23 protein-coding genes are annotated in these 19,000 nt (G+C 66.4%); 12 read left to right on the top strand and 11 right to left on the bottom strand.

All coding sequences use genetic code 11. The annotated features are described in order from the left end of the window. Window positions 1-104 precede the first annotated feature (104 nt). Window positions 105-3,572: a TM0106 family RecB-like putative nuclease gene (locus ACTIAO_RS03370; RefSeq protein WP_441904856.1), complete on the top strand. Its 3,468-nt coding sequence runs from the start codon at window positions 105-107 to the stop codon at window positions 3,570-3,572. A 201-nt stretch (window positions 3,573-3,773) separates the two neighbouring features. On the opposite strand, the gene upp is transcribed toward ACTIAO_RS03370, so the two are convergent. Together upp and ACTIAO_RS03360 are read right to left on the bottom strand one after the other, a co-directional pair. Next, window positions 3,774-4,406: a uracil phosphoribosyltransferase gene (gene upp / locus ACTIAO_RS03365; protein ID WP_441904855.1), complete on the bottom strand. Its 633-nt coding sequence runs from the start codon at window positions 4,404-4,406 to the stop codon at window positions 3,774-3,776. Window positions 4,407-4,454: 48 nt separating this feature from the next. Next, window positions 4,455-4,601, bottom strand: a complete 147-nt coding sequence (locus tag ACTIAO_RS03360; protein ID WP_441904854.1) for a hypothetical protein — start codon at window positions 4,599-4,601, stop codon at window positions 4,455-4,457. Between the two features lie 101 nt (window positions 4,602-4,702). On the opposite strand from ACTIAO_RS03360, the gene tadA reads away from it, so the two are divergent. Next, the gene (gene tadA / locus ACTIAO_RS03355; RefSeq protein WP_441904853.1) at window positions 4,703-5,158 is read left to right on the top strand and encodes a tRNA adenosine(34) deaminase TadA; all 456 of its coding nucleotides are present in this window, start codon (window positions 4,703-4,705) and stop codon (window positions 5,156-5,158) included. Window positions 5,159-5,164: 6 nt separating this feature from the next. Here tadA and ACTIAO_RS03350 read toward each other — a convergent pair whose 3' ends face one another. Then, window positions 5,165-5,476, bottom strand: a complete 312-nt coding sequence (locus ACTIAO_RS03350) for a hypothetical protein (protein ID WP_441904852.1) — start codon at window positions 5,474-5,476, stop codon at window positions 5,165-5,167. 78 nt (window positions 5,477-5,554) lie between these two features. Here ACTIAO_RS03350 and proC point away from each other — a divergent pair, with 78 nt between their 5' ends. Continuing rightward, window positions 5,555-6,394, top strand: a complete 840-nt coding sequence (gene proC / locus ACTIAO_RS03345; RefSeq protein ID WP_441904851.1) for a pyrroline-5-carboxylate reductase — start codon at window positions 5,555-5,557, stop codon at window positions 6,392-6,394. Between the two features lie 129 nt (window positions 6,395-6,523). Here proC and ACTIAO_RS03340 read toward each other — a convergent pair whose 3' ends face one another. The 3 genes from ACTIAO_RS03340 to ACTIAO_RS03330 are packed head-to-tail and all read right to left on the bottom strand — an operon-like array spanning window position 6,524 to window position 9,710. Beyond that, window positions 6,524-7,597 carry an alpha/beta fold hydrolase gene (locus ACTIAO_RS03340; protein ID WP_441904850.1) on the bottom strand — a complete coding sequence of 358 codons (1,074 nt, stop codon included), beginning with the start codon at window positions 7,595-7,597 and terminating at the stop codon, window positions 6,524-6,526. A gap of 18 nt (window positions 7,598-7,615) precedes the next feature. Continuing rightward, window positions 7,616-8,287 carry a potassium channel family protein gene (locus ACTIAO_RS03335; RefSeq protein ID WP_441904849.1) on the bottom strand — a complete coding sequence of 224 codons (672 nt, stop codon included), beginning with the start codon at window positions 8,285-8,287 and terminating at the stop codon, window positions 7,616-7,618. Beyond that, entirely contained in the window at window positions 8,280-9,710 is a 1,431-nt protein-coding gene (locus ACTIAO_RS03330) for a TrkH family potassium uptake protein (protein WP_441904848.1), read from the bottom strand. The genes ACTIAO_RS03335 and ACTIAO_RS03330 overlap by 8 nt, the downstream gene beginning before the upstream one ends. Before the next feature lie 94 nt (window positions 9,711-9,804). Between ACTIAO_RS03330 and ACTIAO_RS03325 the strand changes: the two genes are divergently transcribed. The 9 genes from ACTIAO_RS03325 to ACTIAO_RS03285 all read left to right on the top strand — a co-directional run bounded on the left by ACTIAO_RS03325 (window position 9,805) and on the right by ACTIAO_RS03285 (window position 14,239). Continuing rightward, window positions 9,805-10,221: an ArsR/SmtB family transcription factor gene (locus tag ACTIAO_RS03325; RefSeq protein WP_441904847.1), complete on the top strand. Its 417-nt coding sequence runs from the start codon at window positions 9,805-9,807 to the stop codon at window positions 10,219-10,221. Between the two features lie 88 nt (window positions 10,222-10,309). Then, a complete protein-coding gene (locus ACTIAO_RS03320; protein ID WP_441904846.1) occupies window positions 10,310-10,501 on the top strand; it encodes a helix-turn-helix domain-containing protein in 192 nt (63 codons plus the stop codon). Window positions 10,502-10,639: 138 nt separating this feature from the next. Continuing rightward, window positions 10,640-10,738, top strand: coding sequence for a 30S ribosomal protein bS22 (locus tag ACTIAO_RS03315; RefSeq protein WP_003792170.1), 99 nt, complete (start codon window positions 10,640-10,642; stop codon window positions 10,736-10,738). 104 nt (window positions 10,739-10,842) lie between these two features. Next, window positions 10,843-11,145: a rhodanese-like domain-containing protein gene (locus ACTIAO_RS03310; RefSeq protein ID WP_441904845.1), complete on the top strand. Its 303-nt coding sequence runs from the start codon at window positions 10,843-10,845 to the stop codon at window positions 11,143-11,145. Next, the gene (locus ACTIAO_RS03305) at window positions 11,142-11,399 is read left to right on the top strand and encodes a glutaredoxin family protein (protein WP_441904844.1); all 258 of its coding nucleotides are present in this window, start codon (window positions 11,142-11,144) and stop codon (window positions 11,397-11,399) included. Before ACTIAO_RS03310 ends, ACTIAO_RS03305 begins: the two co-directional genes overlap by 4 nt. Then, the gene (locus tag ACTIAO_RS03300; protein WP_441904843.1) at window positions 11,396-11,698 is read left to right on the top strand and encodes a Dabb family protein; all 303 of its coding nucleotides are present in this window, start codon (window positions 11,396-11,398) and stop codon (window positions 11,696-11,698) included. The genes ACTIAO_RS03305 and ACTIAO_RS03300 overlap by 4 nt, the downstream gene beginning before the upstream one ends. A gap of 126 nt (window positions 11,699-11,824) precedes the next feature. After that, window positions 11,825-12,655 (top strand): transporter substrate-binding domain-containing protein, encoded by an 831-nt coding sequence (locus ACTIAO_RS03295; RefSeq protein WP_441904842.1) that lies wholly within the window; start codon window positions 11,825-11,827, stop codon window positions 12,653-12,655. A gap of 34 nt (window positions 12,656-12,689) precedes the next feature. Further along, window positions 12,690-13,487 carry an amino acid ABC transporter permease gene (locus ACTIAO_RS03290; protein ID WP_441904841.1) on the top strand — a complete coding sequence of 266 codons (798 nt, stop codon included), beginning with the start codon at window positions 12,690-12,692 and terminating at the stop codon, window positions 13,485-13,487. Continuing rightward, entirely contained in the window at window positions 13,484-14,239 is a 756-nt protein-coding gene (locus ACTIAO_RS03285) for an amino acid ABC transporter ATP-binding protein (protein WP_441904840.1), read from the top strand. The genes ACTIAO_RS03290 and ACTIAO_RS03285 overlap by 4 nt, the downstream gene beginning before the upstream one ends. A gap of 30 nt (window positions 14,240-14,269) precedes the next feature. On the opposite strand, the gene ACTIAO_RS03280 is transcribed toward ACTIAO_RS03285, so the two are convergent. From ACTIAO_RS03280 to ACTIAO_RS03260, 5 genes are all read right to left on the bottom strand, one after another. Next, window positions 14,270-15,355 carry an ABC transporter ATP-binding protein gene (locus ACTIAO_RS03280; protein ID WP_441904839.1) on the bottom strand — a complete coding sequence of 362 codons (1,086 nt, stop codon included), beginning with the start codon at window positions 15,353-15,355 and terminating at the stop codon, window positions 14,270-14,272. Then, window positions 15,352-16,146 (bottom strand): ABC transporter permease, encoded by a 795-nt coding sequence (locus tag ACTIAO_RS03275; RefSeq protein ID WP_441904838.1) that lies wholly within the window; start codon window positions 16,144-16,146, stop codon window positions 15,352-15,354. Before ACTIAO_RS03275 ends, ACTIAO_RS03280 begins: the two co-directional genes overlap by 4 nt. Further along, a complete protein-coding gene (locus ACTIAO_RS03270; protein ID WP_441904879.1) occupies window positions 16,143-17,057 on the bottom strand; it encodes an ABC transporter permease in 915 nt (304 codons plus the stop codon). Before ACTIAO_RS03270 ends, ACTIAO_RS03275 begins: the two co-directional genes overlap by 4 nt. 8 nt (window positions 17,058-17,065) lie before the next feature. Further along, window positions 17,066-18,211, bottom strand: coding sequence for an ABC transporter substrate-binding protein (locus ACTIAO_RS03265; RefSeq protein WP_441904837.1), 1,146 nt, complete (start codon window positions 18,209-18,211; stop codon window positions 17,066-17,068). 252 nt (window positions 18,212-18,463) lie between these two features. Then, window positions 18,464-18,976 (bottom strand): GNAT family N-acetyltransferase, encoded by a 513-nt coding sequence (locus ACTIAO_RS03260; RefSeq protein WP_441904836.1) that lies wholly within the window; start codon window positions 18,974-18,976, stop codon window positions 18,464-18,466. Window positions 18,977-19,000: the final 24 nt, after the last annotated feature.

The following is a 19,000-nucleotide window of genomic DNA, read 5'->3' as shown; positions in this document are numbered from 1 at the left end:
CGGAGGGCGCAGCCCGCAGACGAAACGCGTTGAGCGAGCCGTAGGCGAGTCGAAACGTCTCCCCCTCGCCACCCACTGTCCGTACCCCCGGCTACTCTCGAAGCATGCGGATCGACACTCAGGCGCAGCGCGTCATATGGAGCGCCAGCGACCTGAAAGCGGCCGCCGAGTGCGAGTTCGCGTGGGCGCGCGCGATCGACGCCAAGCTCGGTCGTGTCGCCGCGGTCGACGAGCCCGAGGACGCGACACTTGCCCGCGCGGCGAGGCTCGGTGATGCGCACGAGGTGAAGGTGCTCGAGGCGTATCGCGAGCGGCTCGGGGCAGACGCGGTCTACGAGGTGGCGAAGGTCAATTCCTCGAAGCCGGAGGCTCTTGCCGCCGTCGTCGCGGAGACGCGTGACGCGCTGCGATCCGATGCCCGGCTCCTGTTCCAGGCTGCGTTCGCCACCGACGAGTTCGTCGGGTTCGCCGACTTCCTGCTGCGTGAAGACGATGGTCGATGGCGTGTACAGGACTCCAAGCTCGCCCGCACCGCACGCGTCACCGCACTCATGCAGCTTGCGGCATATGTCGATCAGCTCGATGGTCTCGGCATCCCCCGCTCCGACGAGGTTGACCTGCTTCTCGGAGACGGGACGATCAGCACTCATGACGTCGACGATCTACTGCCGCTGTTCCACGTGCGACGGGCACGACTGCGCGCTCTGATCGCCGATCGCGATGTCGCTGCCGGGGCAGCGGGCGCGCCACTGGCCTGGGGCGACGATCGCGGCGACCTCGAGATCATCGCGTGCGGGCGCTGTGCGACCTGCACAGAGCAAGTAGACGCTGCGCGAGACCTGCTCATGGTCGCGCGCATGCGGCCGGTCCAGCGGGCACGCCTTCGCGCCGCAGGCATCGACACGATCGACTCGTTGGCCGCGGCGACGGATGTCCCGGCGGGTATGAACTTCGACCCGTTCGACTCTCTCCGAGCGCAGGCGCGACTGCAGCTGCGAGCGGACGCCGACGGCGAACCGACCTTCGACGTCTACCACCCCGAGGCGATCCACACGCTGCCGCGGCCCAGCCGTGGTGACATCTTCTTCGACTTCGAGGGCGACCCTCTTTACACCGAACGGGCTGCTGATGGCGAGGCACAATGGGGGATCGACTACCTGTTCGGCTGGGTCGACAACGACGACCAGTACACGCCGTTGTGGGCGCACACCTTCGCTGGCGAGAAGAAGGCGCTCGAGCTGTTCCTCGACTTCGTGAATGCGCGCAGGAGTGCGCATCCTGACATGCACATCTATCATTACGCGCCGTACGAGACCTCGCATCTGGTCGCGATGGCCGCGCGCTACGGCATCCGTGAGGCCGAGGTCGACAAGCTCCTGCGCGAGGGCGTCTTCGTCGATCTATATCCGCTCGTGCTGCGCACTGTCCGCGTCGGCTCACGGTCCTACTCGATCAAGAAGCTCGAGCCCCTGTACATGGGCGATGAGGTGCGCACGAGCGATGTCCAGAAGGGCGACGACTCGATCGTGCAGTACGTCACCGCGCGCCAGCTCGCCGCGGCGGGGGAGGCCGAAGAAGCGGAAGCCGTGCTCACCGATCTCGCCGACTACAACCGTTACGACTGCGTATCGACCCGCCGGCTGCGCAACTGGCTGATCGAGATCGCGAAGGACAAGGGGGTGAACCCTGCTCCTCCGGATGACCCCGAGGAGCTGGTCTACGCGCCGTCATCCCGGTCGGTCGCGCTGTTCGCCGATGCCGAACGAGACGTCGAAGGCGGTGGAGACGGCGAGGCGCATCGCGTCGCCGCGGCAGCGATCGATTACTACCCGCGCGAGGCGAAAAGCTTCTGGGTCGGGCATTTTCAGCGACTGCGTGAGCCGCTCTCGATGTGGGACCAGACCCGTGATGTCGTGCGGGTGGATCCGGCAGCATCCGTGCTGCGCCGGGACTGGAGCGTCGAAGAGGGACGACGGGTCATGTCGCGCGAGATCGAGATCCGCGGCGAGATCTCACCGGGTACGACGCTCGGCGAGGGCGGCGAGCCGTTCGCGCTGTACCCATTCCCCGCACCGTTCGATGCCGAGGCGCCGTCGCGGGCGGTGCACGTCCCGCATGGGGTGAAGATCGTCGAGGTCCTCGACGACGGTTATGTGATCGCCGAGAACGCCGTCCGGGGACAGACCTGGGACGACTTCCCTGTCGCGCTCACTCCCGCGGCCCCGCCGCGCGTCGTCGCGTTGCAGGGCGCAATCGATGAGTGGGCGGATGCCGTGCACCAGGCCGCTCCATCGTTCCCGGCGGATGCCGCCACCGACATTCTTCGCAGGGTTCCGCCGCGCACAAGGTCCGGGGGAGCGCTTGCGCCCGCCGGTGCTGATGTGATCGATGCGATCGTCCACGCCGTGCGCGATCTCGATCGCAGCTACCTCGCCGTGCAGGGGCCCCCGGGGACGGGCAAGACGTACACGGGTTCGCACGTCATCGCGCGGCTCGTGAACGAGTACGGTTTCCGCGTCGGTGTCGTCGCGCAGTCGCACGCGATCATTGAGACGCTGCTGGAGCGCGTCGTCGCAGCAGGAGTTCCCGCGGGGCAGGTGGCGAAGGCGCCGAAGGAGAAGGGCACCGACCCGGGCTATACGCCGATTCCCAAGGCGGGAATGGCCTCGTTCCTCGCTGAGCGAGCGGGTCAGGGGGTCGTCGTCGGTGGCACGGCTTGGGACTTCAGTAACACCACGCGTATCGAGCGCGGCGGGCTCGACCTGCTCGTGATCGACGAGGCGGGCCAGTTCTCACTCGCTTCGACGATCGCCGTTGCCGCAGCCACGAAACGACTGCTGCTCCTCGGCGACCCGCAACAGCTTCCGCAGGTGAGTCAGGGCGCGCACCCGGAGCCGGTCGACACATCGGCTCTCGGCTGGGTGATGGCCGGTGACGCGGTGATCCGTCCGGAGTACGGTTACTTCCTGGATCGCAGCTGGCGGATGCATCCGGCCGTGGCGAGCCCGGTGTCGAAGCTGTCATATGCGGGGCAGCTGGCCTCGGCATCCGGCACCGAGCTGCGTGCGATCGATGGTGTCGATCCGGGCCTCCACGTCGTCCCGCTGCGGCACCGTGGCAACGCGACCCAGTCGCCGGAGGAAGCGGCCGAAGTCGTGCGACTCGTGCGCGATCTGCTGGGGCGGGAGTTCGCCGAACCCGGTGCCGATGCGCGCCCGCTCGTGGAGTCCGACATCATCGTGGTCGCTCCCTACAATGCGCAGAAGCAGCTCGTCCATGATGCTCTCGCCGCGGCGGGGCTGGGTGGAGTTCCTGTCGGAACGGTCGATAACTTCCAGGGCAAGGAGGCCGTGGTCTCGATCACGACGCTCGCCGCGTCCAGCGGACGTGACGCACCACGCGGCCCGGGGTTCCTGCTGCTGCAGAACCGACTGAATGTGGCGATCTCACGCGCGCAGGTTGCCGCGTTCCTGGTGTACTCGCCAGCACTGCTCGACGACCTCCCCCGCACGCCCGAGGGAGTGGCCCGACTCAGCGCGTTCGCTCGGCTCGTCGGCGCCGACCGCGACTGAGCGGCTGCGCCCCGCGCTGCCTCTCGCCGCGTCGCGCTGCCCTTCGTGGCGTCGCGCGGCCGATCGCTGTTCGCGCTGCTTATCGCCGCCGTCGCGCTGCTGTTCGCTGTTCGTGCTGCAGAAAACTCGGCCGCGTCAACAGATATGGACAGCGCGAAGCGCGCGGGGTGGCGGGATGGACGGCGCGAAGCGCGCGGAGCATCAGACCGTGCCGTACAGCCGATCTCCGGCGTCGCCGAGACCGGGGACGATGTAGCGGTTCTCATCGAGACCTTCATCCAACGCCCCGAGCACGATCGTGACGTCGCGGTCGCCGACGAGCCTCTCGATGGCTTCGAGCCCCTCGGGTGTGCCGAGCAAGCAGATTGCGGTGACGTCCTTCGCCCCGCGGTCGAAGAAGAACTGGATCGCCGCCGCGAGAGAGCCGCCGGTGGCGAGCATCGGGTCGATGGCGAAGCACTGCCGATCGCTGAGGTCGGCGGGCAGGCGCTCGGCGTATGTCGTCGGCTCGTACGTCGTCTCATCGCGCACCATGCCGAGGAAGCCGACCTCTGCGGTGGGGAGGAGCTTGACGAGCCCCTCCAGCATCCCGAGACCGGCGCGCAGGATCGGAACGACGATCGGGCGCGGCTCAGAGATCTTCACACCCATGGTCTTCGTGACCGGGGTGGTGATCTCGACCGGCGAGACCTTGACGTTCCGTGTCGCCTCGTAAGCGAGCAGGGTGACGAGCTCTTCGGTCAGCTGACGGAATACCGGTGACGGAGTGCGCTCATCGCGCAATACCGTGAGCTTGTGAGTGATGAGGGGGTGGTCGGCGACGTGAACACGCATGACTACAGGGTAATGCTCAGCACCGCTCAGCCACGACGCGAACGCGGATCAGGCGTCGGATGCTCGGCGCACCGCGAGACGCTCGGCGCGACGCCGGCGCCACATTTCGTTCGTCTTCTTCGCGTTCATCGAGGTGATGACGGCGACGAGGATCGGACCGAGGGAGATGAGGGCGATGGGGGCGAAGGTTTCCATGTCTTCGATCCTGCCGAGAATACGGCGCTGGCGGATCCGCCGGGTGGTTGATCTTCGGCATCCGCCGTGAGGGGGAGGGAACGGCGAACTACACTCGACGCATGACCAGCCCCGACGAGCAGGCGATGCTGCGCGCACTCGTGCTCGCCGAAGAAGCCGCCGCCGCGGGAGAGATCCCGGTCGGTGCCGTCGTGCTCGACGATGCCGGCCGAATCATCGGCGAAGGACGCAACAACCGCGAAGAGACCCACGATCCCACCGGTCACGCCGAAGTCGTCGCGCTGCGAGAGGCGGCAGCATCCCTCGGGTCGTGGAACCTCGAGAGTCACACCCTCGTCGTCACGCTCGAGCCCTGCGTGATGTGCGCCGGCGCGATTCTGCAGGCACGCATCGGCCGGGTCGTCTTCGGAGCATGGGACGCGAAGGCAGGAGCGGCCGGTTCGATGTACGACGTGCTGCGCGATCGCCGGCTTCCGTACCGCGCCGAGGTCATCGGCGGTGTGGCAGAGGATGCCGCGACGGCACTGCTGCGCGACTTCTTCGCCCAGCGACGCTGAGCGCGCTCAGTCCTCGGACTTGAGGACGAAAACGTCCGTCGGGGGCTCGGGATCCAGCGAAGGACGGTAGATGTCGGGCTGGATGTAGATCGAACGCACGGCGGGCACGGTCTTGTAGATCTGTTCTTCGATCTCGCTCACGCACTGGGCGACGTCTCGGACGGTCTTCTCCGCGGGAAGGGCGATCTTCGCCGCGACGAGGAGGTCATCATCGTCGATGGTGAACGTCTTGACGCTGATGAGCTTTTCGACGTCGGAGCATCCCAGGATGGCATCCATGATCAGGTCGAGGTCGTGTTTGCTGGCGGATCCGCTCATGCCGTGAGTCTAGTTCCGGTCGCTATGATCCGCATGAGGCACCGCGGTAGCGTCGGTGGCCGCGCGTAGGATTGCCGCATGGCTGACTCTCTTCCGTCCCTCGCATTCCTCGGCGCAGGCTCGATGGGGGGTGCGATTCTGCACGGAGTCGTCGCCTCCGGCATCCAGGTCGACGGCGGCATCGTCGCCACGAACCGAACGGCAGAGAAGGCCGCGACGCTCGACGGCCTCGAGAACGTCACGGCCATTGCGCTGGAAGACGATCCCAGCGGAAACACGGATGCCGCCTCATCTGCTCGCATCATTCTCGTGGGTGTGAAGCCGGCGATGGTTCCGGATCTGCTCCACGAGATCGCGCCGGTACTGCGCGACGATGCCATCGTCGTGAGTCTCGCCGCCGGTGTCACCCTGGCTACCTTCGCCGAGGGGCTGGGCGAGAAGACGCGGGTCATCCGGTCGATGCCGAACACTCCTGCCACCGTCGGGAAGGGGGTCACGGGTCTTGCCCGCGGAGCCGCCGCGAGCACCGAGGACCTCACTCTCGTGCAGCAGCTTTTTGAGCTCGTCGGAGCCGTCGTCGAAGTGCCCGAAGCGAAGATCGATGCGCTCTCGACGATCTCCGGATCGGGGCCCGCCTACGTGTTCTTGTTGATCGAGGAACTCACCAAAGCTGCCATCGGGAAAGGCTTCGACGAGGGGGATGCGCGGCTGATGGCCGAGCAGACCTTCATCGGTGCGACGGCGCTGCTCGCAGCATCCGGTGAAAATCCTGCCGAGCTCCGCAGACGCGTGACGAGCCCTAAGGGCACCACGGAGCGTGCCGTCACCGTCCTGCAGAACGCGCACCTCGACGAGGTGTTCGCCGAAGCGACGGATGCTGCGCTCGAGCGCGCGAAGGAACTCGCGAGCGGGAAGTAGCGGGAGCGGGAAGGTAGCGGGAGTGGGGAGCGGTTTCGACTCGCTGGCGCTCGCTCAACCCGCTTCGACTCGCTCCGCTCGCTCAACGACCCGCGATGGGAACAGGCGGGCAACCGGCCCGCGATGGGATCAGGCCTGGCAAACGACGTGCGCGAGCAGCGCGGCGAGGAACTCGTCCGGGCGCTCGAGGTGCGGCGAGTGTCCGACGCCTTCGAGCACCAGCTCGGTGACCGTTCCACCAGCGTCCCGATAGGCCGACAGTACATTCCGCGTCTGCGTCACCATCTGCTGTGCGGGTGCGACAGCCTCGCCCGGCCATCCGGGGATCGCACCGACGGCGCCGAGGTGGTTCAGGTCGAAGAACGAGGCGTCGGAGACGATGGCATCCGCCGTGCCGTGCACCCAGAGGATCGGCGGCTTCGTCGCCAAAGACGTGATGGGCGAAACGTTGAAGTACTTCGGCACCATGGTGTTCAGGACGCCGACGCGACCGGCGCCGAATCCCGGCCAGTTCGTGCTTTCTGCGCTGTCGCCGGGGTAGTTGCCCGGCTCCGTCGCAGTGCTGTTCATCGACGCGACCCAGATGTCCTCGTGATCGGTCTCGTAGCCCGGGGCGACGTAGGTCGCTCGGAACACGCTGCGGGGCGAGGTCGCGGCATCCGCCGAAGTGTCGCCCTGTCGCAGACGTGCGACGAAGTCGGCGTTCGCGCCGCCACCACCGCATCCGGCGTCGTCGTCGGACAGGCGGGAGCCGTCTGTGCGCGTGCCGCCGAATCCGTACGGCGAGACCGGCGCCTGCAGCGTCAGGCTGAGCGAGGGGTGATCCAGCGCGTACTGCATGACCACGCCACCGCCCATCGACCAGCCGACCAGGTGCGCGGTCTCGAGCCCCAGCACCTTCAGTGCGGCGTGCACGTCATCGCTGAAGTCGCTGAGCCCGCGGGTGGCATCCACCGGGAGCACCTCGGTGTCGCCGAACCCGCGCAGGTCCACGGCGATCGCCCGCATATCGGCGGGGAGGGCGAGCATCGTCTCCTGCCAGAACAGTGCGGATGACACGTTGCCGTGCACGAAGACGATCGTGCGCTCTGCCGGGGTGGTCGCAGCATCCGAAGCGCGTTCGAGGATATTCACGCGCAGCCGGGGCGTGTCGAGCACGCGGGCGGTGACGCCCTCGAGAAGTGAATCCTGGATGCTGGTCATGCCCGAGCCTCCGTGCGATCAGCGATCAAGGCCGGCGAAGCGCTCAATGTCGCTGTTCGTGCCCGAGGCGATGATGAGGTCGTGATTGGTGATGACAGTGTTGGCCTCGGCGTACCGGAAGGGCTTGCCGGGGCTTTTGACGCCGACGACCGTGATCCGGTACTTCGTCCGCATACCGGATTCCTCCAGGCTCACGCCGCGGATGAACTTCGGCGGGTACATCTTCGCCAGCACGAAATCGTCGTCGAAGCGGATGAAGTCCAGCATCCGCCCGCTCACGAGATGCGCGACGCGCTCGCCGGCCTCGCGTTCCGGGTAGATGACGTGATTGGCGCCGACGCGGGCGAGGATCTTGCCGTGCGACTGCGAAACGGCCTTCGCCCAGATCTGCGGCACCTTCAAGTCGACGAGGTTGGCAGTGATGAGAACGGATGCTTCGATGAGGGAACCGACGGCGACCACGGCCACCTGGAAGTCCTGCGCGCCGATCTGCTTGAGCGCGTCGATGTTTCGAGCGTCGCCCTGCACCGTGTGCGTGACCCGCTCTGACCACTTCTGGACGAGTTCGAGGTTCTCATCCATGGCCAGGACCTCGCGGTCGAGCCGGTCCAGCTCGCCCGCGCACGCGGCGCCGAAGCGTCCGAGCCCGATGACCAGGACGGGGGCGTCGCTGCGGAGAGATTCAACCAACGATCGGCCTTTCAACGGGCAGCGAGTAGAGCTGCGTTCGGCTCGTCGCGGCGACGGCCGCGGCGAGTGTCACTGTACCAACGCGCCCCATGAAGATCGTCAGCGCCATGACGTAGACCGCGGGATCCGAAAGGCTCTCCGTCAAGCCGGTCGTGAGGCCGACCGTGCCGAACGCCGAGATCACGTCGAAGAGCACATCCTCGGTGGATGCCTTGGTGATCTGCGTGATGACGATGGTCGACAGAGCGACGATCGTCGCGCCCCACGCGACGACGCTCAGAGCGACGCGCTGCACATCGCTCGGGATGCGACGGCCGAACGCCTGCACGCTCTGACGCCCGCGCGCCTCGGACCAGACGGCGATCGCGAGCACGGCGAGCGTGGTCACCTTGATGCCGCCCGCGGTGGATGCCGACCCGCCGCCGACGAACATCAGCATCGAGATCGTGAGCTTCGACGAACCGTTCAGATCGCTGATGTCGATGACGCTGAAGCCGCCGGAGCGGGTCATCCCGGATAGGAAGAAGGATTGGAACACGGTGTCGCCGGCATCCATCGATCCGAAGGTCTTCGGATTGTTGAACTCGAGGATGATGAACACGGCCGCACCGGCAACGAGCAGGATCAGCGTCGTGATCAGCGTGAGCTTGGAATGCAGCGACCAGCGCTTCACATGCAGATGGTGCTTGGCGAGCGTGTAGATGACGGGGAAGCCGATGCTGCCGAGGAACACGCCCACCATCAGCACGGACAGCACGAAGTAGTCGTCGACGAACTCCACGACGCCGGTGGCATTGGGCGCGAATCCGGTGTTCGTGAACGCCATGGCCGAGTAGAACGGCGCCTCCCAGAGCGCCGTGAGCGGGTCGATGCCCGCCATCACCAGCCCCGGGTAGAGAAGCAGCGCGAGGACCAGCTCGATCACCAGCAGCGACATGGCGACGGTCGTCAGGAGCTGTCCGACTTCGCCGAGCCGCACGGTCTGACCCTCGTTGACGACGCCGCCGTGCGCGCGCAGCGGGTTGCTGTCACCGGCGGCGAGCAGCTTCGCGCGCAGACCGAGCTTCTTCGAGATGATCATGCCGAGCAGGGATGCCAGGGTCAGCACTCCCATACCGCCGATGTTCACACCGAGGAAGATCAGCACATGTCCGAACGGCGACCAGTGCGCCGCCATGTCGACCGTGGCAAGGCCCGTCACGCAGATCGTCGACACGGCGGTGAACAGCGCGTCGCTGAGAGGCGTGACCGTGCCGGTCGTGGACGCGATCGGGAGCGAGAAGAGCGCCGTGAACACCAGAATCAGCGCGGCGAAGATGAGAATTGCGAAGCGAGACGGCGAGGACGTGATGAAACGACGGCCGAAATGCCACAGATCGCTCGCGCGCTTACGGGACGACGCAGACCCGCTGATGCTCGACATCGCGGCCCCCCGAACTCGTCTGCGAAGGCCCGACGCGGATCGCGGCGAGCCTTCGTCATGGTACTCCGGGCGCGGGGCGACTACCCTGATCTTCATGACGGACATCTTCGACGTGATCGCAGACGGAACGAGGCGCGACATCCTCCAGCTCCTGCTGCGGCGGTCGACCGAAGAGGATGCTGGCACGAGCGTCTCGCAGATCGTCAGCGAACTCGGCATCAGCCAGCCCACCGTTTCCAAGCACCTGAAGGTGCTGCGCGATGCCGAACTGGTCAGCGTCCGTGAGGACGGGCAGCGCCGGTTCTACAGCATCGAGGTCGACCCGCTCGGGGCTGTCGATGACTGGCTCGTCCCGTTCCTCGTCGACGCGTTCGGAGACAGTGCGCCCGATATCGACTTCTCGCTCGTTCCGCTTCCCGAGGGAGCAAGCCACGCCGCGGAGGTCGTCGGTCGCGCTGCCGCATCCGCCAAGCACGTCGTGACCACTGCACTCAAGCGTCTCGGCGCATAGCAGTCACACAGATCACATTCACCCCATGGGTTTACAGGGGTCCCGCCTTCCCCATAGAGTTGGGCATCACCAGAAAGGGGTACGTGGGATGCCCGATGTTCCTGAAGTTCGATTCCTGACGGTCGCCGAAGTTGCGGCCCTCATGCGCGTGTCCAAGATGACCGTCTACCGGATGGTGCACTCTGGTGATCTGCCGGCGATCCGGTTCGGGCGCAGCTATCGTGTGCCGGAGACCGCAGTCACCGAAGCGCTGCAACGCCCTATCGCCGACGTCGGTTGAGCCTGTCGCAGCCGGCGGATCGAAACGTGCACTTCGCACGGTCTGTCGTTTGCTAAACTGATCTGAGGCATTTTCCATGCCGCGCACCCGGGTGTCCGATTTTCTGCGGCACCCAGCCCCTGACTTAGTGAGGTTTCCGTGGGTTCAGTCATCAAGAAGCGCCGTAAGCGCATGGCGAAGAAGAAGCACCGCAAGCTGCTTCGCAAGACTCGCCACCAGCGTCGCAACAAGAAGTAAGCGGCCAGACACAGAGCGCCCCCGACCTGCTCCTCGAGCATGTCGAAAGGGGGCGCTTCGTGTAGCTATGGCTGTTTTCGTCGCCGAATCATCGTGAGGATGCCATGAAGTCGATCACCATCGCCGAACTCGCCACCCGTGAGGGCACGCCGCTCATCGATGTGCGCGAGAAGGACGAGTTCGCCCGCGGGCATGTGCCCGGCGCCGTGAACATCCCGATGTCTGAGATCGGCAACCGTCTGGACGAGCTTCCCGCCGAGCCATTCGATGTCATCTGCCAGGCCGGAGGCCGCTCGGGGCGCGTGGTCGAGGCACTCGAGCCGCGCGGCTACGACGCGACCAACGTCGACGGCGGCACCGGCGAGTGGATCGCCTCCGGCCACCCGGTCGAGGTTCCCTCGGCGTGACCACCATCACCGTCATCGGACGGCCGGGATGCCACCTGTGCCCGACGGCGCTCGAGATCGTCGAGACCGTTGTCGCCGACTTGCCGGACGAGCTCGGTGACGAGATCGAGATCATCGAGCGATCGATCGATGACGACCCCGCCCTGCACGAGCTGTGGTGGGAGAAGATTCCCGTCGTCCTCATCGACGACGAATTCCATGCGCAGTGGCGGGTATCGCCCGACCGGCTGCGCGAGAGACTGGAGAAACAATGACGCTTCGTCACGTGGTCACCTGGAAGCTCGCGAGCGAGGATGCCGCCGAGCGCGCTGCCCAGGCTGCAGAAGTCGCCCGCCGACTGAACGCACTGCACGGCGTCGTGCCACAGCTGCGTTCGATCTCGGCAGGCGTGAACTCGATCTACCCGGACGTGAACTGGGACGTCACCCTCGTCGCCGACTTCGACTCCGTCGAGGCGCTCGAGCAGTACGCGGTGCATCCGGCGCATGAAGAGGTCGCGGTCTACATCGGCTCCGTCGTAGCATCTCGAGTCGCAGTCGATTTCGAAGTCTGAGGCGCACGCGGCGCGGAGCGAAACGCAAACGTAACCCGCGAATGTTGGGAATTGAGCGCTCCTCCGTGTCAGGATGAACCTCACACCCGTCAGCGGGCCTTATGGCCCCGTCAGCTTGGAGCGGTCATGACCCGTCGCCGTCACCTCATCCTCGGTCTCGCACTCGCCGCGACCGCCGCCCTCACGCTGTCCGGCTGCGCCGGCAGCGGTTCAGACACCGCAGGGGGCGATGACACGGCTCCGACGTCCGCAGGCGACGACTACGGGCTGGTCGAAGCCGGCGCGTTGACTGTCTGCTCGGACATCCCCTACGCGCCCTTCGAGTTCGAGGGCGGCGACAACGGCACCGGCTACACCGGCTTCGACATCGACCTGCTCGACGCGATCGCCAAGAAGCTCGACCTCAAGCTCTCGGTGCAGGACGTCGGATTCGACGCACTGCAGTCCGGCACGACCCTCGCCTCGGGTACCTGTGACATCGGCGCGTCGGCCATGACGATCACCGATGAGCGCAAGGCGAACCTCGACTTCTCGGACCCGTACTACGACTCGCTGCAGTCGCTGCTCGTGCCTGCCGACTCCGACATCACCTCCATCGACGACCTCGACGGCAAGATCGTCGGCGTTCAGCAGGGCACGACCGGAGAGGCCTACGCCACCGAGAACGCACCCGGCGCGCAGCTTCTCCAGCTCCCGTCCGATGGCGAGCTGTGGCCGGCGATCCAGGCCGGCACGATCGACGCGATCCTGCAGGACCAGCCGGTGAACATCGAGCACGAGAAGGCCGACCCGAACTACAAGATCGTCGAGGAGTACAACACCGACGAGCAGTACGGCTTCGCGTTCTCGAAGGGCGAGAAGGCAGCCCTGCTCGATGCCATCAACGGTGCGCTGAAGGATCTGCGTGACAGCGGCGACTACGACACGATCTACGACACCTACTTCGCCGCGAACTGACCGGTAGGAAACGTCGGCCGGGAGGACCTTGACGATGGCGTTGAGGCGCACGCAGAAGCAGAAGCTGTATCGCTACGCGGTATATGTGATCCTGATCGCCCTGGCGGTGTGGGCGCTGGCGACAGCGGACTGGGCACGACTCGGACCGTTGTTCTTCAACCCCGAGGTCGCGCTCAAGATGCTCCCCGGCATCGTCACGACCGGACTCGTGAACACGCTGTGGTTCACAGCCGTCGCGTTCATCGGCGGGCTGGTGCTCGGCATCGTGCTGGCGCTGATGAAGATGTCGGTGATCGCACCGTTCCGGTGGATCGCGACGGTGTGGATCGAGCTCTTCCGAGGGCTCCCCGCGCTGTTGACGATCTTCGCGATCGCCTACATCCTGCCGATCGCCGTCGGCGTGCGCAATCAAGATCTCGGCGGTCCGGTCGTCCTCGGCCTCGTCGGCCTGATCCTCGTCGCCTCTGCGTACATGGCAGAGACCATCAGGGCAGGACTCCAGGCGGTGCCAAAGGGGCAGACCGAAGCGTCGCGCTCGCTCGGCATGTCGCCGATGAAGACCACGTTCTGGGTGGTCATCCCGCAAGGCTTCCGGATCATCATCCCGCCACTCACCAACGAGTTCGTGCTGCTGCTGAAGGACACCTCACTGCTGTTCATCGCCGGAAGCTTCATCTGGTCGAAGGAACTCACCACCTTCGCCCGCGACGCGACGACGCAGAACGGCAACGCGACCCCGCTGATCATGGCGGCGCTGCTCTACCTGGTCGTGACGATTCCCCTCACGCGATTCAGCGCGTGGCTCGAGCGACGAATGGCGAGGCAGCGATGAGCACTGATCTGATCGACATCCATGCCCCCGCCATCGAGGTCCGCGGCCTCGTGAAGACCTTCGGCGACAACGAGGTACTCAAGGGCATCGACCTGACGGTCCTCGGCGGCGAAGTCGTCTGCGTCATCGGGCCATCGGGTTCGGGTAAATCGACGCTGCTGCGCTCGGTGAACATGCTCGAAGAGCCCACCGGCGGCAAGATCCTCATTGAGGGCATCGACATCACCGATGAGGACACCGACATCGATCGGGTGCGCACCCGTATCGGCATGGTGTTCCAGAGCTTCAACCTGTTCCCGCATCTCGATGTGATGGGCAACCTCACGCTCGCGCAGCGCCGGGTGAAGAAGCGCTCGAAGGTGGAGGCCGAGAAGGTCGCGCGCGAGATGCTCACCCGAGTGGGTCTGGCCGAGAAGGCGGATGCATTTCCCGGGCACCTTTCGGGCGGCCAGCAGCAGCGCGTGGCGATCGCACGGGCGCTGTGCATGAACCCCGACATGATGCTTTTCGACGAGCCCACCTCTGCGCTCGATCCCGAGCTCGTCGGCGAGGTGCTGCAGGTGATGCGCAGGCTCGCAGACGAGGGCATGACGATGCTCGTCGTCACCCACGAGATGGGCTTCGCGCGCGAGGTCGGCAGCCGCTTGATCTTCATGGACGGCGGCGTGATCGTCGAGCAGGGCGATCCGCGCGAGGTGCTGGCCAATCCGCAGCATCCGCGCACGCAGGACTTCCTGGCGCGCGTTCTGTAGCGCTGGCGGTCGTGCCGGCGGTCGGTGAAATCAGCCGCAGGCGCGAACCGCGACCGGGACCTGTTCGATCGTCAGGTGCACGAGCTCGCCGAACCTCGGATGGGACTGCGCGTCGTGCTGCACGCGCACGAGCTCGCCGGACTCGGTCTTCACGAGCGTGCGTCGGATGCTGCCGAGGAAGGTGCTCTCCTCGACAGTGCCGCTGATCGCAGCATCCGCCTCTCCCGTGAAGCGCAGATTCTCGGGCCGCAGATGCACATCGACGATCCCGGTGATGGCCGATGCCGCGGGCAGCTCTCGGCCCCACACCACGACGTGCTCGCCGGATGCCATGCCCCGGACGACGCTGGATAGGCCGACGAAGGATGCAACGTGCGCAGTGGCGGGGCGCAGATACAGCTCTTCGGGAGTGTCGATCTGGTCGATGCGTCCGGCATCCATCACTGCGATCCGATCCGAGACGGCCAGCGCCTCCTCCTGATCGTGCGTGACGAATACCGTCGTGATTCCCAGCCGCAGCTGGAGGCGACGGATCTCGTCACGCAGCTGCACGCGCACCTTGGCATCGAGGGCGGACAGCGGCTCGTCGAGCAATAGTACGCGGGGCTCCGTGACCAGGGCACGGGCGAGCGCGACACGCTGCTGCTGCCCGCCCGAGAGCTGATGGGGGAATCGGTCGGCGAAGGCTTCGAGGCCAACGAGCGCGAGGGCATCCAGTGCTCGCGTGCCGGCCCTCGCTTTCGATGCGCCGCGACGGCGCAGCCCGAATGCGGTGTTGTCGGCGACGCTCAGGTGCGGGAACAGCGAATACGACTGGAAGACCATGCCGATGTCGCGCTTGTTCGTCGGAACGCGTGAGACATCTCGGCCGCCGAGCAGCACGGCGCCGCGATCAGCGTGCTCGAGCCCGGCGAGCACCCGCAGCGCTGTGGTCTTGCCGCAGCCGGATGGCCCGAGCAGCGAGACGAACTCTCCGGGTGCGATGTCGAGGTCGACGCCGTGCAGCACCCGGTTCGCGCCGTAGCTCTTCTCGACGCCCTGAAACTGCACGCGTGTGCCGTCTCCGGCATCGGCGAGCAGCACGTTGTCCTTGGTCGCGGGCAGTGCAGTGGTCATTGCGAGGCCTTTCGGTTGCCGCGTGCGGTGCGGCCGATGATGAGCAGCAGCAGGAAGCAGAACAGCAGCGCGAGCAGCGTGAAGATCGCGGGTGCGTAAGCGTCCTGCTTGCCGACGACGACCATCGCAGTCTGGAACACCTGACGGTTCAGGAGCGATGCGATGGTGAACTCGCCGAGTACGACGGCGATGGAGATGAGGGATGCCGAGAGCAGCCCCTGACGCAGGTTCGGGGCGAGCACCCTGAGCACGACGGTCGGCCAGTTCGCCCCGAGCGAGCGGGCTGCCTCCGACAGCGTGCGGAGGTCCGCGGCGTCGATGGATGCCTGGATCGAGCGATATGCGAACGGCAGCACGGTGATGCCGTACGCGAAGGCGAGGGTCCAGGTGCCGGTGCCGAGGGTGCGTCCGATCTGCAGATAGATCGGGGAGAGGCCGACCACGAGCACGATCGCTGGGATCGAGATCGGTAGGAGAGCGGTGAACTCGAAGATCGGCTTGAGCTTCGGGAACCGCAGATTCACCAGAATCATCGTCGGGGCGAGCAGCAGAAGCACGATCAGAACCGTGACGAGGGCGAGGACCAGGGAGTTGCCGAGGCCCGTCCAGATCGGCTTGATCGCCGCGGATGCCGCGGGATCCAGCAGCGCGGCCCAGCGTTCGAACGAGAGCCCGCCGTCGGTACCGCGCAGCGTGTAGAGGAAGGTCGAGATCAGCGGGATCGCGAAGAACGCGCCGATCAGGATGCCGATGACCCAGCGCGTCGTGCGAGAGGGGGCGAGTGTGTTCATGACTGCCACCTCGCAGCCCGCCGCTGGATCAGTGAGTACAGCGCCATCACGACGCCGACGATGACGATCATGCCGAGTGCGAGGGCGCCGGCGAGGTTCTCGCGCCCGAGCACGGTTTCGCTGGTGAGCGCAGCACGGATCTGCAGCGGGACGATCTGCGATCCCTGGCTGGCGAGGGCCGCCGCGGTCGCGTACGAGGAGAATGCGTTCGCGAACAGCAGCAGCAGGCTCGCGAGAAACGACGGGGCGAGCACGGGGATGCCGATGCGGGTCCAGAACCCGAGCCGGGTGCCGCCGAGGGTCAGGTTCGCCTCGACCCACTGCGGCTTGAGACCAGCAAGCGCTGGCATGAGGGTGATCACCATGAGCGGCACCTGGAAGTAGATGTAGGGAAAGATCAGCCCCGGCACCTCGTACAGCCACATGCCGTTCTCGAAGATGTTGATCCCGAAGCTGTCTTTGAGGAGCACGGTGATGACACCCTGGGCCCCGATCGTCGCTATGAACGCGAACGCGAGCATGACTCCGCCGAACTGCGCGAGGACGCCGGCGGTGGCATCCACACTCTGGCGTACCGCGCCCTGCGGGTTCATTCCGAGCATGGCGTAGCAGACGAGCGCGCCCGCGACGGCACCGATGACGGCGGTGAGCAGGGACACCCACGCGGAGTTCGCGAAGGTGTTCAGCACGACCGGATCTGCGAGGGCGGTGACATTGGTCCACGTGAACGCGCCCTCACCGTCGAAGAAGCCCGATCCGATCGCGAGGATCGTCGGCACGGCGAGGAACAGCAGCACATAGGCGGCGAACGGCACGAGACCCAGCCATGCCGCAGACGTGCCGGAACGCCGGGCCGCACGTGGCGGCCCGGCGGTGGTGGGGGCGGATGCCGCAGCATCCACCCCCGTCATGATCGCGGTCACTGGACGGCCGCGGCCCACTTCTCGCCGAGCAGGGTGCCGGCTGCCGTGGACTGCTCCTCGGTCGGGACGACCGTATCTGTGGGAACCTCGGGCAGGGCGGCTGCGAGGTCGGCGTCGATCGTGCCCGCCTCGGTCATGGCCTCCATGCGTGCCGGGCGTGCGCCGCCCTTGAGCCACAGGTTCTGCACATCGTCGCTGTAGAGGAACTCCTGCCACAGGCGCGCGGCGGCCGGGTTCGGAGCATCCTTGTTGATGGCCTGGTTGTAGTATGAGGCATATCCGGTGCCGTCGGGGACGACGACCTTCCAGTTCTCGTTGTCCGCGCCAGCGGCGGCGTTCAGGTAGTCCCAGTCGAAGACGACCGGGGTCTCGCCGCTGGTGATGGTCGCGGGGGTGACGTCGACCTTGAGGAAGTTGCCGGCCTTCTGCAGCTCCCCGAAGTACTCGATGCCCGGAGTGAAGTCATCGAGGTCCCCACCGGACTGCACGGCTGCCAGTCCTACCGCGGCGAAGGCGGAACCGGCCTGGGTCGGGTCGCCGTTGATCGCGACAGCACCCTTGTAGTCGGCACCCTTGAGGTCGTCGAGCGCGGTGGGCTCGTCGAACTTCGAGGAGTCGTAGCCGATCGACATGTATCCGCCGTAGTCGCCGACGAACAGTCCGGTCGATTCCTTGAGCGCGTCGGGGATCTCGTCGAAGTTCTCGACCTTGTAGGGCGCGAACACGTCGGTGTTCTGCAGGGCGACCGCGAGGCCGAGGTCGAACACGTCGGGTGCGGTGTCGAGTCCCTGGTTGGTCTCGGCGGCCGTGATCTCCTCGGCGCTGGAGACATCGGGGGATGCCTCATTGATGGTGATCTCGGGGTAGCGGTCGGCGAACAGATCGAGGATCTCGCCGTAGTTCGCCCAGTCGCGGGGGAGCGCGATGACGTTCAGTGCCCCCTCGGCCTTGGCTGCGGCCTCGAGGTCGGCGAGGGTGCCGAAGTCGGCGAGTGAGGTGGCGGATGCGGCATCGGTGGCGTCGCCGCCATCGGATCCGGCGCCTGCGCTGCTGTCTGCGGCGCAGGAGGTCAGAGCCAGGGCCGCCGTGGCTGCCAGGGCGATACCGGCGACGAGCCGCGTGCGGCGATTAATGGTTGCCATCAGGGTGGATTCCTCTCGGATGCCCGGCGCGGCGCGCCGGAGTCGGGTTGCCACAGGACGCTACGGCGCGAGAGTTACCGGCTCTGACGGGCAGGGTGAACGCCCGGTGTCGCGCGTGCGAACGCCGAGGCGGTGCGTACTCACCTCTTAGCGCCGGCGCCCCCTCTGGTCGCCGAGGCCCCCGCGTAGTCGCGTGTTTCAGGAGGGGCGTCGATGCTGCGAGGGGGCGCCGGTGGAGAGGAGAGGGATGTGTCAGCGGGGGATGCTGTATTTGAAGCCGACGTGCGAGCCGGCGTATCCGAGGCGCTCGTAGAACCGATGCGCGTCGGTGCGCGCAGCATCCGAGGTGAGCTGCACCAGGGCGGCGCCGAGGGCGGGAGCCGCGGCATCCGACACCCAGCGCATGACGGCCGACCCGATGCCTGACGAGCGGATGCTGCTGCTCACTCGCACTGCCTCGACAAGCAGACGGCGCGCTCCGCGGCGCGCCATCCCGGGAATCGAGGTGAGCTGCAGCGTGCCGACGACAGCTCCATCGAGTTCGACGACGAGCAGGTCGTTCGACGGCTCGTCGAGGACTTCGCGCAGTGCCGTCGCGTAGGTCTCACGGTCGGCGGCCGATGCGACATCGCCGCGGGAGGCGCTGATCGGGTCGTCGGAGAGCAGTGCGATCAGCACGTCGAGGTCGTCGCCCGTGGCGCGGCGGAGTGTTGCGGAACCAGCGCGGCATTCGAACGGATGCGGCAGCGGAAGAGCATCGAGCATGAAAACAGTCTGTCATTCGGGCGC

Source organism: Microbacterium sp., assembly GCF_052099035.1.
GTDB lineage: Bacteria > Actinomycetota > Actinomycetes > Actinomycetales > Microbacteriaceae > Microbacterium.
This window is presented reverse-complemented; position numbering and strand designations above follow the sequence as displayed.